The sequence below is a fragment of the Phycicoccus sp. Soil748 genome (genome assembly GCF_001428025.1).
Taxonomy (GTDB): domain Bacteria; phylum Actinomycetota; class Actinomycetes; order Actinomycetales; family Dermatophilaceae; genus Pedococcus.
In genome coordinates, this window is sequence record NZ_LMSC01000012.1 from 100,576 (window position 1) to 117,457 (window position 16,882).

Annotated in this window: 16 protein-coding genes; 8 read left to right on the top strand and 8 right to left on the bottom strand. The window is 73.0% G+C overall.

Translation table 11 applies throughout. The features are described 5' to 3' along the window. Positions 1–18 precede the first annotated feature (18 nt). Together ASG70_RS16720 and ASG70_RS20165 are read left to right on the top strand one after the other, a co-directional pair. Positions 19–486 (top strand): GNAT family N-acetyltransferase, encoded by a 468-nt coding sequence (locus tag ASG70_RS16720; protein ID WP_056885325.1) that lies wholly within the window; start codon positions 19–21, stop codon positions 484–486. Between the two features lie 4 nt (positions 487–490). Further along, on the top strand, positions 491–640 hold the full coding sequence (locus ASG70_RS20165) for a hypothetical protein (protein ID WP_235531557.1): 150 nt from the start codon (positions 491–493) through the stop codon (positions 638–640). Between the two features lie 124 nt (positions 641–764). On the opposite strand, the gene ASG70_RS16725 is transcribed toward ASG70_RS20165, so the two are convergent. Genes ASG70_RS16725 through ASG70_RS16735 form a run of 3 tightly spaced genes read right to left on the bottom strand, consistent with a single transcriptional unit; the run spans position 765 to position 4,263 of the window. Continuing rightward, positions 765–1,292, bottom strand: coding sequence for an HPP family protein (locus ASG70_RS16725; RefSeq protein WP_056884979.1), 528 nt, complete (start codon positions 1,290–1,292; stop codon positions 765–767). Next, positions 1,289–1,750: a hypothetical protein gene (locus tag ASG70_RS16730; protein ID WP_056884980.1), complete on the bottom strand. Its 462-nt coding sequence runs from the start codon at positions 1,748–1,750 to the stop codon at positions 1,289–1,291. The genes ASG70_RS16725 and ASG70_RS16730 overlap by 4 nt, the downstream gene beginning before the upstream one ends. After that, positions 1,750–4,263, bottom strand: a complete 2,514-nt coding sequence (locus ASG70_RS16735) for a molybdopterin oxidoreductase family protein (protein ID WP_056885326.1) — start codon at positions 4,261–4,263, stop codon at positions 1,750–1,752. Before ASG70_RS16735 ends, ASG70_RS16730 begins: the two co-directional genes overlap by 1 nt. A gap of 282 nt (positions 4,264–4,545) precedes the next feature. Here ASG70_RS16735 and ASG70_RS19750 point away from each other — a divergent pair, with 282 nt between their 5' ends. The 5 genes from ASG70_RS19750 (at position 4,546) to ASG70_RS16760 (ending at position 10,087) form a co-directional block, all read left to right on the top strand. Beyond that, positions 4,546–4,947: a hypothetical protein gene (locus ASG70_RS19750; RefSeq protein ID WP_200949322.1), complete on the top strand. Its 402-nt coding sequence runs from the start codon at positions 4,546–4,548 to the stop codon at positions 4,945–4,947. Positions 4,948–5,027: 80 nt separating this feature from the next. After that, positions 5,028–5,702: a DUF6766 family protein gene (locus ASG70_RS16745; protein ID WP_056884981.1), complete on the top strand. Its 675-nt coding sequence runs from the start codon at positions 5,028–5,030 to the stop codon at positions 5,700–5,702. Positions 5,703–5,752: 50 nt separating this feature from the next. Continuing rightward, on the top strand, positions 5,753–7,459 hold the full coding sequence (locus ASG70_RS16750; protein ID WP_056884982.1) for an alpha-amylase family protein: 1,707 nt from the start codon (positions 5,753–5,755) through the stop codon (positions 7,457–7,459). A 48-nt stretch (positions 7,460–7,507) separates the two neighbouring features. Further along, complete coding sequence (locus tag ASG70_RS16755) at positions 7,508–8,542, top strand: SDR family oxidoreductase (protein WP_056884983.1); 1,035 nt, start codon at positions 7,508–7,510, stop codon at positions 8,540–8,542. Positions 8,543–8,581: 39 nt separating this feature from the next. Beyond that, the gene (locus tag ASG70_RS16760) at positions 8,582–10,087 is read left to right on the top strand and encodes a carboxylesterase/lipase family protein (RefSeq protein WP_056884984.1); all 1,506 of its coding nucleotides are present in this window, start codon (positions 8,582–8,584) and stop codon (positions 10,085–10,087) included. Between the two features lie 21 nt (positions 10,088–10,108). Here ASG70_RS16760 and ASG70_RS16765 read toward each other — a convergent pair whose 3' ends face one another. Next, positions 10,109–10,789 (bottom strand): alpha/beta hydrolase, encoded by a 681-nt coding sequence (locus ASG70_RS16765; RefSeq protein WP_056884985.1) that lies wholly within the window; start codon positions 10,787–10,789, stop codon positions 10,109–10,111. 174 nt (positions 10,790–10,963) lie between these two features. On the opposite strand from ASG70_RS16765, the gene ASG70_RS16770 reads away from it, so the two are divergent. Then, positions 10,964–11,143, top strand: a complete 180-nt coding sequence (locus ASG70_RS16770; RefSeq protein WP_056884986.1) for a hypothetical protein — start codon at positions 10,964–10,966, stop codon at positions 11,141–11,143. Positions 11,144–11,153: 10 nt separating this feature from the next. On the opposite strand, the gene ASG70_RS16775 is transcribed toward ASG70_RS16770, so the two are convergent. The 4 genes from ASG70_RS16775 to mgtA all read right to left on the bottom strand — a co-directional run bounded on the left by ASG70_RS16775 (position 11,154) and on the right by mgtA (position 16,816). Then, entirely contained in the window at positions 11,154–12,143 is a 990-nt protein-coding gene (locus ASG70_RS16775) for a YafY family protein (protein WP_056884987.1), read from the bottom strand. A gap of 40 nt (positions 12,144–12,183) precedes the next feature. Continuing rightward, complete coding sequence (locus tag ASG70_RS16780) at positions 12,184–12,528, bottom strand: hypothetical protein (protein WP_056884988.1); 345 nt, start codon at positions 12,526–12,528, stop codon at positions 12,184–12,186. Continuing rightward, positions 12,525–14,060 carry a DUF4389 domain-containing protein gene (locus ASG70_RS16785; RefSeq protein ID WP_056884989.1) on the bottom strand — a complete coding sequence of 512 codons (1,536 nt, stop codon included), beginning with the start codon at positions 14,058–14,060 and terminating at the stop codon, positions 12,525–12,527. Before ASG70_RS16785 ends, ASG70_RS16780 begins: the two co-directional genes overlap by 4 nt. Positions 14,061–14,146: 86 nt before the next feature. Continuing rightward, entirely contained in the window at positions 14,147–16,816 is a 2,670-nt protein-coding gene (mgtA, locus tag ASG70_RS16790; protein WP_082590959.1) for a magnesium-translocating P-type ATPase, read from the bottom strand. Positions 16,817–16,882 lie beyond the last annotated feature (66 nt).

Below are 16,882 nucleotides of genomic sequence, written 5' to 3' on the forward strand. Positions count from 1 at the left end.
GGTCTAGTGTCCTCGTCCATGGGGACCGTCATCACCCGTTCCACGAGCGACGACCTGCCGGCGTTGCTGCCGCTGCTGCACGGCTACAGCTCCTTCTACGGTGCCGCGCCGCAGGACGACGCGCTCCTGGCGATGGCCCGGGCCTTCTGCGAGGACGGCCCGGACGGTCTGCAGCTGGTGGCACGGGAGGAGTCGGGGCGGCTGGTCGGCTTCGCCACCCTGCTGTGGAGCTGGGACACCACCAGCGCGTCCCGGCTCGCCGTGATGGAGGACCTGTTCGTCGCCGACGGGACCCGCGGCCAGGGCGTGGGGAGGCTGCTCCTGGAGGCCTGTGCCGAGCGCGCTCGAGAGCGGGGCTGCCCCGCCCTGTCGTGGATGACGGCTCCGGGCAACACCCGCGCGCAGCGCCTCTATGACGCGGCCGGGGCCGAGCGCTCCAGCTGGCTCACCTACCGCCTGTCCCTGCGCGAGCCCGGGAAGGACTGATCCCATGGAGGTCACCGTCACCCCCGTCCTCGTCGCCGAGCTGCTCGCCGAAGGCGAACGCGTGCTGGCCGGGGCCGACGTCGTGGTCAACACTTACCACCTGCACTTCGACCACTGCGGCGGCAACCACCTCTTCGCCGGCAAGCCGGTCTAGCTCGACGAGCCGCGCACCGAGGCCCGCGGCTGGACCGCGCTGGACCCGGTGCAGGTCTGGCTCGCCCACGAGCACGAGCCGTGGCGTCCGCAGCGCGGTTCGCGCGGCGGTCCGGACGCACCTGTCAGGCCCTGATCCGCTGACCCAGCAGCAAGTTCAGGGCCCAGCCGAGGGAGGTGACCAGCAGGACCGCCAGCACCATGGTCAGCAGCTGCGACGGGCTCGACAGGATGCCCAGGCTGACGATGAGCGTGGACGCGCCCGCCGGTGGGTGCTGGTGCTTCACGGCCACGAGGACAAGTGAGGTGAGGGCGACCGAGAGCGCCCCGGCGAGGACGTGGCCCGCGGTGAGGGCACCCACCGGCGCCGGCGGCAGGCCCTGCAGCGCGAACAGGTGCAGCATCGCCCAGCCCACCGCGATGCCGACCAGGTGGCCCACCAGCGTGTGCCCGGGACGTGACGACTCCTCGCCGGGGCTCTCGAAGAAGAGCATCACCGTGGGGCCGAGGCTGGGGAAGAGCCACGGCTGTGACAGGCCGAGCCCGACGGCGCCGGCGACGGCGAGCAGCGCGAAGGCGAGGACGGCGGCATACAGACCAGCGCCGAGCGCCCCCGCGCGCTGCTGTGCCCGTTGCAGGACAGTGATGCTCATGGGCTGACGATCAGGGCCTGCGGGGCCGCGACCTTCATGCGGGTCTGCAACCACGCGATCTGGCGCCGGGTCTCCGCCGCGGACGCCTCCGCCACCTCGAGGAGCTCCCGGTCGCGCAGTCCCTGGGCGCCCTGCCGAATCACTGTCCAGGAGCTGAGGACGAGGTGGGCGAGGACGTGGAGGTCCTGCAGGTCGCGGAGCAGCCCCAGCGGGCCGGTGCGCGCCTCGCCGAGCCCGGCCGCGTGCAGCCGCTCGGGCTCGGAGGCGTCGTCCTCGCCGTAGCGCTCGACCACCGGCGCGAGCTCCTCGCGGTGGGCGTCGGACATCTTCGCCAGCGTCTCGCACATGAAGTGGATGTCCGGGTGCTTGGCCTGGGCTTCGGCGACGGTGCGCAGCGACTCGGCGAGCACCTGCTCGGCGTGGTCGACGAGGCCGACGTAGGTGGCGAGCCGGGGCATCAGTGGTCTCCGTCCTGCGCCGGGTCCAGGGGGAAGCGTGGCGGGTCGTCGACCAGGGTGCTGGAGGTGGCGTCGCCGCCGGCGGTCTGCGGCACCGAGCGTCGGCCTGCCGTGCCGGCGTCCGCTGCGGGTCGCGAGGCGGTCGTCGTGGGGGCCGGGCTCGGTCCTGCGCCGTCGCGCACCTTGGTGACACGGCACGCCGCTGTCTTGAAGTAGGGCTGCTTGGACACCGGGTCCCAGACGGCCATGGTCAGCTCGTTGGCCTGCCCGGGACCGGCGCCGGCCGTCGCTCCCTGCTCGGGCTCCCAGCTGCCGTAGTGGAACGGCGCGAAGACCGCCCCCGGCATGACCTCACCGACGCGGGCCGGGACCTCGATCGACCCGCGCGGCGACTCGACCCGGACGACGTCGCCCTCGGCGACGCCCAGCTGCCGCGCGTCGTCCACCGACAGCTCCACCCAGGCGGCCGGCGCAGCCTTCTGCAGCGACCTCGCGCGACCGGTCTTGGTGCGCGTGTGGAACTGGTAGGCGGTGCGGCCGGTGGTGTAGAGCAGCGGGTACTCGTCGCTCGGCTCCTCGTGCGGGGCCGAGTACTCCGCGCCCTTGAGGAAGGCGCGACCGCCGGGCGCCATGGCGCGGTGCTCCTCCTCGGTGACCTCGGCGCCGGTGAGCAGGTCGTGCCCGTAGGTCTCGCACACCTCGGTGTCCGAGGGGAACTGCGCGTCGGCATACAGCCGGTCGGTGCCGTGGGGAGCCGACTCGTTGACCGGCCAGGGGATGCCGCTGCCGCCGCGGAGCATGGCGTAGGTCAGTCCGCTGTAGTCGACCGGCCGCCCGCGGCTGGCTTCACGCCACGCGTCGAACACCTCCTCGGGTGTCTCCCAGGCGGCGAGCGGTGCGCCGTCCTTGTCGGTGAACCCCATGGCGCGGGCGTACATGAGGAAGATCTCGAGATCGCTGCGGGCCTCGCCGGGGGGTCGTACGGCGTCCTCGGACAGGTGGACCGTGCGGTTGACGTTGGTGAACGTGCCGGTCTTCTCCCCCCACCCGGCCGCGGGCAGCACCACGTCGGCCAGCTGGGCGGTCTCGGTGAGGAAGAGGTCCTGCACCACGACGAAGAGCGACTCCTGGGCGAGGATCCGGCGGATGCGCCCCGACTCGGGCATCGACACCGCGGGGTTGGTCGCGCTGACCCACAGCCACTCGATGCTGCCTGCCTCGGCATGGTCGAAGATCTCCATCGCGTGGGTCGGCGGCGCCCAGTGGGGGATGGTCAGCGGGTCCACGTTCCACAGCCTGGCCAGCTCGTCGATGTGCTTCGGGTTGTCCCAGTTGCGGAAGCCGGGAAGGTCGCCGTCGGCCCCGCACTCGCGGTTGTTCTGTGCCGTGGGCTGGCCGTTCATCTGCAGGATCCCGCAGCCTGGCCGGCCGATCATGCCCCGCAGGAGGTGCAGGTTGTTGACCGCGACGGAGGACGCCGTCGCCTGGTGCGACTGGTAGAAGCCCTGGAGCACGGTCGACAGCACGGCCCCGCTCTCCCCGAAGATCCGCGCGGCCCGACGCAGGTCGTCGGCGTCGACCCCGCAGATGCCCGCCACCCGCTCGGGGTCGTAGGACGAGACCGTCTCCCACAGCTCCTCGCGTCCGAGGGTGTGTGCGGCCACCCACTCCTCGTCGACCCAGCCGTTGGCGAACACCTCCCGCGCCAGGCAGTTCACCAGGGCGAGGTTGGTCCCGACCTTCGGTGCCAGGTGCACGCCGCCGGTGCGCTCCGCCTCCCGGGCCACTGGTGTCCGCCGCGGGTCGACGCAGACGACGCGAGGTGGGTCGTCCCCGCGGGTGCGGTCGAGCACCCGCGACCAGAGCACCGTCTGGGTCTCGGCCATGTTGTGGCCGTAGAGGAAGATCGCGTCGCAGTGCTCGATGTCGGTGTAGCTGCCCGGCTGGCCGTCGGCGCCGAACGACTCCTTCATCGCGGCTGCGGCCGTGGCGGTGCACAGGCGCGTGTTGCCGTCCATGTGCGGGGTGCCGAGGCCTGCCTTGCCGATCGTGGCAAGGGCGAAGTACTCCTCGAGGAAGAGCTGCCCACTGGTGTAGAAGGCGTGCGTGAGCGGACCGGCCTTGTCCAGCAGGCGCTTCGACTCCTGCACGACCCGGCCCATGGCGGTCTCCCAGTCGGTCTCCACCAGCCTGTCGCCGTCGCGGACCAGGGGCCGGGTCAGGCGGTCGGGGGCGCTCGCCCAGGGGGTGCTGCCGTACAGGCCCTTGGGACCCAGCCGCCCGTGGTTGACGACGTCCCCGGCCCGGCCGCGCACGCCGACCATGCGGCCGTCCTTCACGGCGATGTCGACGCCACACCCGTTGCTGCACAACAGGCAGGCTGACTGCACCCACTGCTCGACGTCGGCCTCGGCCACGCCCTCGTGGAGGTGCTGGTCGACCCGTACCGGCCACACAGTGCCCCGCGCGTGGGGGGTGGGTGCACCCCATATGTCTGCGATGCGATCCACGATCGTGGGCCTTCCGTCCGTGCCGCCACCGACTCTCGCCGAGTCGTGGTGCGGCAGGGGATCCCGTCGCCGGGATCGATCCCTGCCGCAACGGATCCCGTACCCGGGCGCATCGGCGGACAAACGCCCGGCGGGGGACACCGCCCACCCCGCGCCGTTGGAGGTGGACGTCGCCATGGCGGGCGACTACCAGCGCTTCCGCCGGGCATGCGCGGCAGGTGGTTAGAGTCAGGTTTCGTGAAGCGTCCCCGTCTTCGGCGGTCGTCAGCGACTCGGCGCTGGACCGTGCACCGGTGTCCCGCACCGGCTCTGCTCGCCGCGACCGTCCTGGTGCTGGCCGGCTGCGTGGGCCAGGGCAACGTCGAGAACCACAACGCCGGCTCCGCGGCCCTCGCGTTCGCGTCGTCCGCCAAGGCCTCGCCGGCCACTGCCTGCGACCTTCTGGCACCCGAGACGCGCAAGGAGCTCGAGTCCACCGACGGTCCCTGCGACAGCTCGCTGCCCCTGCAGGTGGGTCCGGCCGGCGGCATCGTCCGCCAGGTCCAGCTCTACGGCAAGGACGCCATCGTCCACCTCTCCACGGACACCGTCTTCCTCGCGCGGTTCCGGGACGGCTGGCGGGTCACGGCTGCGGCTTGCACGTCCCGGGGCGACCGCCCCTACGACTGCAAGATCAAGGGGGACTAGGTGCGCACGCTCTTCGCCGGCTACCTCGCGTTCATCGTCCTGGGTCTCGCCTACTGCATCGCGATCGGGGTGGCGCACCGATGAGGCGGTGGCTGCGGGAGAACAGCCTCACGCTCGCCTTCACGCTGCTGCTCCTCGGGGCGCTGGTGGGGCAGGCGGTGTCGGGGCAGGCCTTCTACAACGAGAACGCCCTCGATGCGGGGCTGCCGACCCTGACCATGCTCGAGTACGTCACGTCGTCGCAGTTCGCCGTCGACGTGGCGGAGAACTGGCAGTCGGAGTACCTCCAGTTCCTGCTCTACATCCTGCTCACGGTCTGGCTGCTGCAGAAGGGCTCTCCGGAGTCCAAGCCGCTCGACAAGGCCGGCCGGGAGTCCGACCAGGACCAGAAGGTCGGGCGGTACGCCGAGGACAGCTCACCCCTCTGGGCCCGGGTCGGCGGCTGGCGGACCTCGCTCTACTCGCGGTCCCTCGGCCTGGTCATGGGCGTGGTCTTCCTGGGGTCGTGGAGCGCCCAGCTGGTGGCCGGCCGCAGCGCCTACAACGCCGAGCAGCTCCAGGACCTTCAGGACCCCCTCAGCTGGACCGGGTACCTCACCGCCCCCGACTTCTGGAACCGCACGCTGCAGAACTGGCAGTCGGAGTTCCTCGCCGTCGGCAGCATGGTCGTCCTCAGCATCTACCTGCGTGAGCGCGGCTCACCGGAGTCCAAGCCTGTGGGGTCCTCCCACGAGGCGACCGGCGTCGAGGGGTAGCGCGCCGCACGAGGGTGGTCGAGCCGCGCGGACGGTGGTAGTCAGGTCCGGTGCAGATGTCCAAGACGGCAGACCTGTGGTGGAAGACGGCGGTGTTCTACTGCGCCGACGTCCAGACCTTCCTCGACACCGACGGCGACGGCCAGGGTGACCTCGTCGGCATGGCCCGGCGCATCGACTACCTCGCCGACCTCGGGGTGACGTGCCTGTGGCTCATGCCGCTCTACCCGACCCGTGACGTCGACGACGGCTACGACATCACCGACTTCCTCACCGTGGACCCGCGCCTGGGCGACCTCGGCGACTTCGTCGAGCTGGTGCGGACGGCACGGTCGCGCGGCATCCGGGTCATCCTCGACTTCGTCATGAACCACACCTCGGACCACCACCCGTGGTTCAAGGAGGCGCGCAAGAGCAGGGACAACCCGTACCGCGACTACTACGTGTGGCGCTCGACGACGCCGCCGGACACCTCGGCCCTGGTGGTGTTCCCCGACCGCGAGGACAGCATCTGGGAGAAGGACGAGCGCACCGACGAGTGGTACCTGCACAACTTCTACCGGACCCAGCCCGACCTCAACACCGCCAACCCCGAGGTGCGCGAGGAGATCGTCAAGGTCATGGGCCTGTGGCTCGAGCTCGGGGTCTCGGGCTTTCGCATCGACGCCGTGCCGTTCCTGTTCGCCCGCGACGTGCTGCCCAAGAAGGACGAGAAGTTCGTGTGGGACCCGCACGAGACGCTGCGCCACGTGAAGGCGTTCTGCGGCCGGCGGGGCAGTGACGTCGTCCTGCTCGGTGAGGTCAACGTGCCCCGCGAGGAGCAGGAGGCGTTCTTCGGCGGGGCCGACGGCGACGAGCTCACCATGCAGTTCGACTTCATCGGCATGCAGGCCACCTGGCTGTCGCTGGCCCGCGGCGACGCGCGCCCACTGGTCGAGGCCCTCGAGGGGAGGCCGCCCGTCGACGAGGAGAGCCAGTGGGTCAACTTCCTGCGCAACCACGACGAGCTCACCCTCGACAAGCTCAGCGACGAGGAGCGGCAGGAGGTCTTCGACGCGTTCGGCCCCGACCCCGCCATGCAGCTCTACGGGCGCGGCCTGCGACGCCGGCTGCCCCCGATGCTCGACGGCGACCCGAGGCGGATCCGGCTCGCCTACTCGCTGATGTTCTCCCTGCCGGGCAGCCCGGTGCTCTTCTACGGCGAGGAGATCGGCATGGGGGAGAACCTCGAGGTCCCTGGCCGCTACGCCGTGCGGACGCCGATGCAGTGGAGCGAGGCCCGCAACGGAGGGTTCTCCAGCGCGGCACCGAGGCGCCTGGCACGACCGCTGACCGAGGGCGCGTTCGGGCCCGAGCACGTCAACGTGTCGGCCCAGCGCAACGACCCCGACTCGCTGTGGACCTTCATGGCCCAGCTCGTGCGCCGCTACCGCCAGTCGCCGGAGCTGGGGTGGGGCGCGTTCGAGGTGATGGACCAGCCGTTCCCGGCGGTGCTGGCCCATGTGGCCCGGCTCGACGAGTGGGCCACCATCGCCGTCCACAACCTCGGCTCCGAGGCCTGCCGGGTGCCGCTGTCGCTCGCTGCGCTCGAGGGTGAGGGGCTGCCCCCGGTCGTCCTCCTCACCGACCTGCTCTCGGACTACCGGCTGGAACCGGAACGCGGCGGTGCGGGCACGCCCACCGTGGAGGTTGACCTCGACGGTTACGGGTACAGGTGGCTGCGGGTCATCCGCGAGGGTGACGAACGCATCGCCTGAGATCCCGGGCAGACCGGACACCAGGCACGGACAGGAACGAGGTGGCGCATGAGCCGAGTGGTAGCCGTGACGGGGGCCAGCGGGGGAGTAGGGCGCGCGTGCGTCCAGGAGTTCGCCCGACGGGGTGACCGGCTCGCACTGCTCGCGCGCGGCACCACCGGGCTCGACGCGGCCGCCGACGAGGCGCGGCGCGCGGGGGCGGCGGAGGTCATCACCGTGCCGGTCGACGTCGCGGACGCCGGGGCCGTCGAGGAGGCCGTGGCCCAGATCGAGCAGGATCTCGGGCCCGTCGACGTGTGGGTCAACAGCGCGTTCACGTCGGTGTTCGCGCCGTTCCACGAGATCACCGCGCAGGAGTACCAGCGGGCGACCGAGGTGACCTACCTCGGCTACGTGCACTGCACGATGTCGGTGCTGCGGCGCATGCGCGAGCGCGACCGGGGCGTCATCGTCCAGGTGGGGTCCGCGCTGGCCTACCGAGGCGTCCCGCTCCAGACGGTCTACTGCGGCGCCCGGCACGCCGTGCAGGGCTTCCACGAGTCGCTGCGCTGCGAGCTGCTGCACGACCGCAGCGGGGTCAGCGTGACCATGGTGCAGATGCCGGCGCTCAACACCCCGCAGTTCACCTGGGTGCTCTCGAAGCTGCCGCAGAAGGCCCAGCCCGTGCCGCCGATCTACCAGCCGGAGGTGGCGGCCCGCGCCGTCGCCTTCGCGGCCGACCACCCGCGGCGGCGGGAGTACTGGGTGGGGGCCTCCACCGTCGGCACCCTGGTCGCCAACGCAGTGGCGCCCGGCCTGCTCGACCGCTACCTGGCGCGGACCGGGTACTCCTCGCAGCAGACCGGGGAGCCGCGCGACCCCGACCAGCCCGTCAACATGTGGGAGCCGGCCGACGGCCCCGAGGGACGCGACTTCGGCGCGCACGGCACCTTCGACGCGCGCGCGAAGACGCGCAGCTGGCAGCAGGTCGTCGCCCACCACTACCCGCAGGTCGCCGCCGCGGCCGTCGGTGCCACGGCGGTCGCCACCGTCGCCTCCATCGCCTCGGGGCTGGGTAGGAGAGCCGGACGCGGTCGCGCCTAACCCGTGCGGGACGTATGCCCACGAGGTTGGATGGCAGGTATGGACGCTGCAGGCACGCCCCCCACAGACACCCGGACCGCCGTCGCCAAGGTGAGCGGCGGCGCCGTCCGCGGCTCCCGACGCGAGGGCGTGGACACCTTCCTGGGCATCCCGTACGCCGCCCCCGCCGTGGGTGCCGACCGCTACCGCGCGCCTCGTCCCGTCGAGCCGTGGGAGGGGGAGCGGGACGCCACGAGGCACGGGCCGACCGCGGCACAGTCGCCGTACCCGACACCGATGGACCGGTTGCTGCCGAGCTCGGTGACCCCGGGTGACGACTACCTCAATGTCGACGTCTGGGCGCCCTCAGGCGGCTCTGGCCTGCCGGTGCTCGTGTGGATCCACGGTGGGGCGTTCGTCCGCGGCGCCAACTCCGTGCCGACCTACGACGGCACCGCCTTCGCCCGTGACGGCGTGGTCGTGGTCGGCGTCAACTACCGGCTCGGCGTGCCGGGCTTCGCCGCGCTGCACGGCGCGCCGACCAACCTCGGCCTGCGCGACCAGGTGGCCGCGCTGGAGTGGGTGCGCGACAACGTCGCCGCCTTCGGGGGCGACCCGGGCCGGGTGACCATCGTCGGCGAGTCGGCCGGAGCCATGAGCGTCGCGACCCTGATGTCCTCACCGGCTGCACGAGGGCTGTTCCACCAGGCGGTGGTCCAGAGCGGTGGCGCCGCGGCCGTGTGCACGCTGGACGACGCCCGGCTCGTGGCGGCGGAGCTGGCCACGATGCTCGGCGTGCCGCCCACCGCGGAGGCGTTCGGCGCGCTCGACCCGCAGGCGGTCGTCGCCGCCCAGACCGCCCTCGCGCTGGCCATCCAGTCGGCTCCCGACCCGCGGCGCTGGGGCGCCAGCGTCCTGCGCGGCGGCCTCGGCATCATGAGCACCTTCCCGGTCGTCGACGGGGACGTCGTGCCGGACGTGCCGCTGTCGGCCCTGGCGGCCGGTGCCGCGGCGGGGGTGCCCCTGCTGCTGGGCACCACCCGGGAGGAGTTCCGGTTGTTCCTCGTGCCCACCGGCATCGCCGGGACGGTCACCGAGGCTGCGCTGCCGGTCCTCGCCGCGCGGTACGGGTGGCCGGCCGGGGCGGTCGAGACCTACTCGGCGAACCGTCCGGACGCCTCTCCCGGTGATGTCGCCGCGGCCATCCTCACCGACGCCGGCTTCCGCGCCCCCACGCGTGACCTCGCCACCGCGCAGCACGGCGCGGGCGGGGCCGTCCACCAGTACGAGTTCGCCTGGCAGACCACGGTGGCCGACCTCGGCGCGAGCCACGCGCTCGAGCTGCCGTTCGTCTTCGACACCGTCGGCGACGGCGGCTTCATGGTCGGCCCGGACGCCCCCCAGGGCCTCGCCGACGAGATGCACGCCGCCTGGGTGCGGTTCGTCACCGACAGCGACCCCGGGTGGCCGCAGTGGAACCCGCAGGACCAAGCCGTGATGACGTTCGGGACGCCCTCGGAGGTGGTGCGCGCACCGCGCGCCGACGAGCTCGCGCTCTGGCCCTGACCGGAGCGCCGACGGCAGGTCTCAGACCTCGAACCACCGGTCGCCGGACAGCACCCTGCCCACCGCGCCCCCGACCTCGGCGCCGAGCAGGGTCGCGGTGGCGAAGTCCGCTGCAGCGCCGTCGAACACGTGGTGCCGCCGCAGCATCGCGTGCCGCCCACCCGCCACCGTGACGTAGCCGACGTCCGCGGTGCGCTCGAGGTCCCTGGCGACGCTGGCCGACCGCGACGGGCTCGCGACCCGGTCGCCGTCGCCGTGCACGAACAGCACCCTCTTGCCGCGGAGGCCGACGTGCCCCTCGTGCGGGTAGAGCCACGGCGCCAGTGCGACGACGCTGCGCACCGCCGGGGCGCCACCCGCGAGCAGCGCCGCGCGTCCACCCAGGGAGTGGCCGACGAGGCACACGGGCATCTCGGGGCCATACCGCTCGGCGAGCTGGGCCAGCGCCCACTCGACGTCGCGCACCGGGGTGTGGTGGGCGTCCCAGCCCCGCCGGGAGTTGAGCAGCCGCTGCACGACGAGCCGGCCCCGGCCGGCCACGGCGACCCGGGCGGCGATGGGCACCATGCGGAGCACGGACTGCTGGGTCGGGCTCACCCGCATCATCCCGCGTCGCGCGGCGCCCCCGTGCAGCAGCAGCACGGCACCGTGCGGCGACGAGGGCGCCGTCGTGGTGATCAGGCGTGGTCGCAGCTCGACCATGGGGTTCCTCTCGTGCGGTCGACCGGTGTCCCACCAGCCTCGCCGACGGTCGGGGTGGTCGCGAGCCGGGCGTCGCGGGCGGGGCGTGGGAACAGCGGGGCCAGACCCGGTTTGGGCGTGGCGAAGAGGGGCATCATGGGAGGTGACCAACCCCGACGACCCAAGGAGGACATCGTGCCCATCGACCCGTGGTTCGTGCTGGTCGGACTGGGAGTCATCCTGCTCCTGATGGCTCTGTTCGTCTTCCTCAGCCGTGGCGGCACGAGGACCCCGCCCAAGGACCGCTCGCACCGGCACCGCGGCCACGGCGCCAGTCACGGGGCGGCAGGCTCGGACGGCCCTGCGCGTCACTGACCGCGGCCCCTCAGGGCATGGCTCGGTCGACCTCGTCCTCGGTCGCGCCGGCCGACCACAGGCGTGCGCCGAGCTCGCGGGCGGCCGCCTGGAGCTCCGGTCCGCCCACGACGCGGTAGGGGGCGCGCAGGCGCACCAGCTGCTGGGCGTACCACCACGGGTCGCTCGTGCTGCCGACGAGCCGGGAGGTCGTCGCGTCCACCTGCTCGAGGCGCCCGAGGCCCCCGGGCAGGTGGTGAGCCACCTCGTCGGCCGGGGCGTCGACGACCACCTCGGTGGAGTGCTCCCACCCGCTGGCCAGGTGCTCCTCGAGCAGCGCGACGGGGTCGATGCCGGTGGGTGGGGTGAAGGGGTCGGCCAGCACCTCGAGCTCGCGGATGCGGTCGACCCGGTAGGTGCGGACCCCGGCGTCCTGCTCCGCCGGGCGAGCCAGGCACAGCAGGTACCACCGGCCGTGGCGCACCACCACGGCCCACGGGTCGACCTGGACCGTCCACTCGCGCCCCGACTCCGAGGCGTAGGACAGCCGCACCCGGTGGTGCTCGGAGCTGGCCCGCACGAGGGCAGCGGCAGTCGCCGGGTCCGGTCGGACCGCCGCGCGGTCGGGGGCGGGCGAGGTGGCCCGGCGGACCGCTTCCGCCTGCGCTGCAACGTCTTCCGGCAGGGCGCGGATGATCTTGGCCAGCGCGCTCCCCACGGGGTCGGTCGTGTCACCCGCGTCATGGTGCCCGTCCAGCACCGCCATGACGAGGCCGAGCGCCTCCGAAGCGCTGAACGTCAGGGGCGGGAGCCGCAGCCCGCGACCGACGCGGTAGCCGCCGTAGGGCCCACGCACCGACTCGACCGGGATGCCGGCCTCACGCAGGATCCCCACGTAGCGCCGGGCCGCCCGTGAGGAGACGCCCAGCCGCTCACCGAGCCGCTCGGCCGTGGTGCCAGGGGACTCCTGCAGCAGCTCCAGGCACAGCAGGGCGCGGGCCGTCGGGTTGGTCGCCTCCACGTGTGAAGGCTCCCACACGAAGCGGACGCGAACCGTCCGCTCAGGCGGGTCCCGACGAGCGGCGGGCCGGCCTCCCGGCGCGGCTCCTCGAGTCACGTGCGGCATAGCTCCCCGACCGCCCGACGCTCGAGAACACCACGGACGCGCCGAACAGGAACCCGAAGTCGTACCACCCACCGGAGTTGCGCACCGCGTAGATGCCGACGTCGTCGCGGAAGAGGGAGACGATGAACGTCACGGGGCTGATCACCCCGTGCCACAGCCCCAGCCAGAACCCCGGGATGTCCTTCCCGGAGGCGGCCAGGTCGTTGCCGGCAGCAGCGCACGACGCCAGGAGCAGCACGAGCGCGGCAGCCGCCGTGACCCGCAGCGTGCGGCGAGTCACGGCTGGGCCGCCGGACGGGTCGAGGCGCGCAGCACGGCGACCGAGACCATGACGACCCCGAGGGCGAGGACCAGCAGTCCCACGACGAGCAGCACGGTACCGGCGGTGCCCAGCCACGGGAGCTCGGCACCGGCCACGACGTTCGCGCTCAGCGCCGCCGAGCCGTCGGCGTTCATGACGACCAGGCCCCAGTCACCGTTGCGCGGTGACCAGGAGAGCTCGGCGCCCGGAGAGCCGGTGGCCCGGGCCACCCACGTGTCGAGCGCGGTCGGAGGGGTGCTCGGCGCGGCCCCCGCGATGTCGCGGTCCAGGGAGGCTCGACGCCCGGGCACCGTGCGGGCGACGCCTGAGAGGTAGCGCTCGACGTCGGCGCTGGGGGCGATCCCGACGAAGACGTCGGGTCCACTGCCCTGGCGCGTCACCTGGATCCGCATCCGTCCCAGCACCCGGTCGGCGATGTCGTTGCCGGACGCGATGGTCTGCAGGTCCAGCGAGGTGGCCGACACGGCATACCCAGCGGTGTCCACCGGGCGGTCGAGCACCGTGACGTAGCCGTCGTGGCGCATGGTCCGGTCGGCCACGAGCAGCGCGCCGCCGCCCACGGCGATCGTCAGCGCCACGATCGACACCAGGGCGCCGAGCACCACGGCCACGGTGCGCCCGGGCGTCCAGCCCGGGCGCACTGCAGCCGTGGGCGTCGATGGCGTGGGTGCCGCGACGGGCGTTGCCGCGAGGGGTGCCGCGGTCATGGGTGCCGCGCCGGCGGGCGCCGCCGTCATCGGTGCCGCGCTGGAGGGCGCAGGGCCCGTGGGAGGCGCCGGGTCCGGCGACAGCGAGGCCATGACGTCCGGCTCGTGGGGGCCGAGGTCGAGGCGGAACGGCGGGTAGGCGTCGGTCATGAGGGCGGCGTACGCGGCGACCCGCAGCACCCAGCGGTTGAGCCCCAGGACGAGGTCGTAGAGGGGGCGCGGGTAGGTGCCGGTCACGCCGAGCACGACGGCGGCCACGAGCACCAGCAGTCCGATCAGGCCACCCTCTCCCCACGAGGTGCGCCAGCGCGTGTCGTCGGTGGCGATCCACGAACCGGTGCCGACGAGCAGGCCGACCACGACGTAGTGGGGGAGAGCGAGCAGCCACCACTTCACCAGCACCAGCCCGCGCGAGAGGTGCTCGGGGTAGTCGACCTCGAAGTGCGCGGGGTAGTCCGGGACCTCCGCGAGGGTGAACGGCGGGTAGCGGTCGGTGCCGAGGGCGCCATACGCGTAGTAGGAGACCCGCCAGCTCCACCGCAGCACGCCGGCGTTGAACTCGAACAGCGCGCGGGGGTAGTGGCCGGTCACGAGGATGGCGACGAAGGCGACGATGCTGAGCACCGCGAACGCGATCCACAGCACGGTCAGGACGATGATGTGGGGGATCACCAGCAGCCACTTCACGAGCCACAGCCAGCGTGAGCCGGTCGGCGTGGTCGCGCCGTCGACGTGGACGGGGTAGCGGGGCTGGGCGGTGGGACTCAGGGTTGCGGTCGTCATGGCTGTCTCCTCGGGTCCCCTCCACCGTCGCGTCCGGGGCCGGTGCAGGGGAGGGACCTTCGCCCCGCGACCTCAGGGTGCGGCGGTCAGGCAGGGCCGCGGCCGTCCCGGCCGGGTACGGAGGGTGCCGTGGGTGGCAGGTGGTGGCCCGTGGTGAACCGCCACACGCGGCTGCGCAGGTGGCGGGTGGTGCGCGCCGGCAGGACCGGCACGACGGGGGCCGCCCGGTAGAACCAGGTCTTGCCCACCTCGACGAGCACGAGGTAGGCGGCGACCATGCCCGCGAGGGTGAGGAAGAAGCCCATGGGCAGGGGGCGGAAGCCCAGGGCCGGCCCGAGCGGGCTCGAGGGCAGCACGGCGCCCACGCCGAGCGCCCCGAGGACCGCGACCACCAGCGGCACGCTCGGCCGGCTGCGGAAGAACGGCACGCGCCGGGTGCGGATGGAGATGATGATCAGGGTCTGGGTCGCGAGGGACTCCACGAACCACCCCGACCGGAAGAGCGCAGGGCCGGCGTGGAAGACGTGCAGCATCACCCAGAACGTCGCGAAGTCGAACACCGAGCTGAGCGGCCCGAAGACGAGCATGAAGCGGCGGATGAACCCGATGTCCCAGTGCGACGGCCGTCGGAGCTGCTCCTCGTCGACGCCGTCGGTCGGGATGGCCAGCTGGCTGGTGTCGTAGAGCAGGTTGTTGAGCAGGATCTGCGACGGCAGCATCGGCAGGAAGGCGAGGAACAGCGAGGCGCCCGCCGCCGAGAACATGTTGCCGAAGTTGCTCGACGTCCCCATGAGGACGTACTTGATGGTGTTGGCGAAGATGCGCCGTCCCTCCGCGACCCCGTCGGCGAGGACGTCGAGGTCCTTCTCCAAGAGGATGACGTCGGCGGCGTCCTTGGCGACGTCGGTGGCCGAGTCGACCGAGATCCCGACGTCGGCGGCGTGCAGGGCGAGGGCGTCGTTCGCCCCGTCGCCGAGGAAGGCGACCCCACCGGTGCTCAGCCGCTGCACCCGGACGATGCGGGCCTTCTGCTCGGGGCTCACGCGGGCGAACACCGACGTCCGGCCGATGGCGCTGGCGAGGGCGGCGTCGTCGAGCGCGTCGAGGTCGCCGCCCTCCAGGGGGACGTCCTCCGGACCGCCCGACAGGCCGAGGTCGCGGCACACCTTGGTGGCGACGGCCACGTTGTCCCCGGTGACGAGCTTGACGGTCACGCCCAGCCCGCGCAGGCGGGCAAGGGATCGCTCGACGCCCCGCTTGGGCGGGTCGAGGAAGACGAGCAGGCCCACGAGGTGCAGGTCGACGGCCGGGAGGTCCACGGCGCGACCGGGCGCGGTCGCCACCGCGACGACGCGGCTGCCGGCATCGAACTCCGCCGCGAGCCGTGCCCGCGCGGAGGCGGGGACGTCGCGGCACCGCTCGAGGACCGCCTCGGGGGCGCCTTTGGTCACGGTGGTCACCGCACCCGCCGCGTCCCGGACCACGACCGACATGGTGCGCGTGTGGTGGCTGAACGGGACGCTGTGCAGCCGGGTGTGGCCCGCGAGCCAGGCGGCCATCGCGTCCACGGCGGGAGCCGCCCAGAGGGCCTGGTCCAAGGGGTTGGCACCCAGGGCGGCACCGGGTGCGGAGCCCTCCTCGGTGCACAGCAGCCCGAGGCGTATGACGTCGAGCGCCCGGGACCCCTCCGCGGGGATGGCCCGCGCGAAGCTGACCCTCCCGTCCGTGAGCGTCCCGGTCTTGTCGGTGAACAGGACGTCGACGTCGCCTAGGTCCTCGATGCAGACGAGGCGCTTGACCAGGACCTTGCGGCGGCTCATCCGCCGCGACCCGGCGGCAAGGCTGGTCGCGACCACGGCGGGCAGCAGCTGGGGCGTGATGCCCACGGCGATGGCCAGCGAGAACAGCAGCGAGTCCATGACCGGCCGGTGGAGCAGGAGGTTGACCACGAAGATCGACGTCGTCAGCGTGCCGGCGACGCGGACCAGGAGGAGCGAGAACCTGCGCAGCCCGGTCTGGAACGTCGTGTCGAGCTGGTGCGTGCTCAGGCCCGTGGCGATGGCGCCGAGCTCGGTGGCGGTGCCCGTCGCGACGACCGCGCCCAGGCCCGCGCCGGCGTGCACGACGGTGCCCATCAGGGCGACCCCGGTCAGGTCGGCGAGGGGGGTGCCAGGCCCGACGGGGTCGGTGCCCTTCGTCACCGGCAGGGACTCGCCGGTGAGGACGGACTCGTCGCACTCGAGCTCCTCGGCCTCCACCAGGCGCAGGTCGGCAGGCACGACGTCACCGACCCGCAGCCGCACCAGGTCGCCCGGGACGACCTCCTCGACGTCGACCAGCGCCGACCCCCCGTCGCGGACGACCAGCGCGCGGTGCCGCACCTGGCTGTGCAGGGCGGCGGCGGCCCGTTCGGCGCGGTACTCGTTGCCGAAGCCCAACCCGACCGAGAGGGTGACGATGACGCCGATGATCAGGGCGTCGCGCCCCTCGCCGACGAGGGCCGACGCCGCCGCGGCGAGCACGAGCAGCAGGAGCAGTGGCGAGCGGAGCTGGTGGGAGAGCACCGCCAGCGCGCTCGCGCGGTGGGTGGCGACCGCGTTGGGCCCGTATGCCTCGCGGCGCTGCGCGGCCTCTGCCGCGGACAGCCCGTGCCCGGTGGTGACCCCGAGCGAGGCGAGCACCGCCTCCACGGACTCGGTGGCGGCGCGCCCCACGGCCGAGCGCGGTGCGCGGTCGACGGCGGTGGTCAGGGTCATGGCGTCCTTCGACGACGGGTGCACGGACGCCCGGAGGCGCCGGGGGGCGCCGGGGGCGCCGTACCC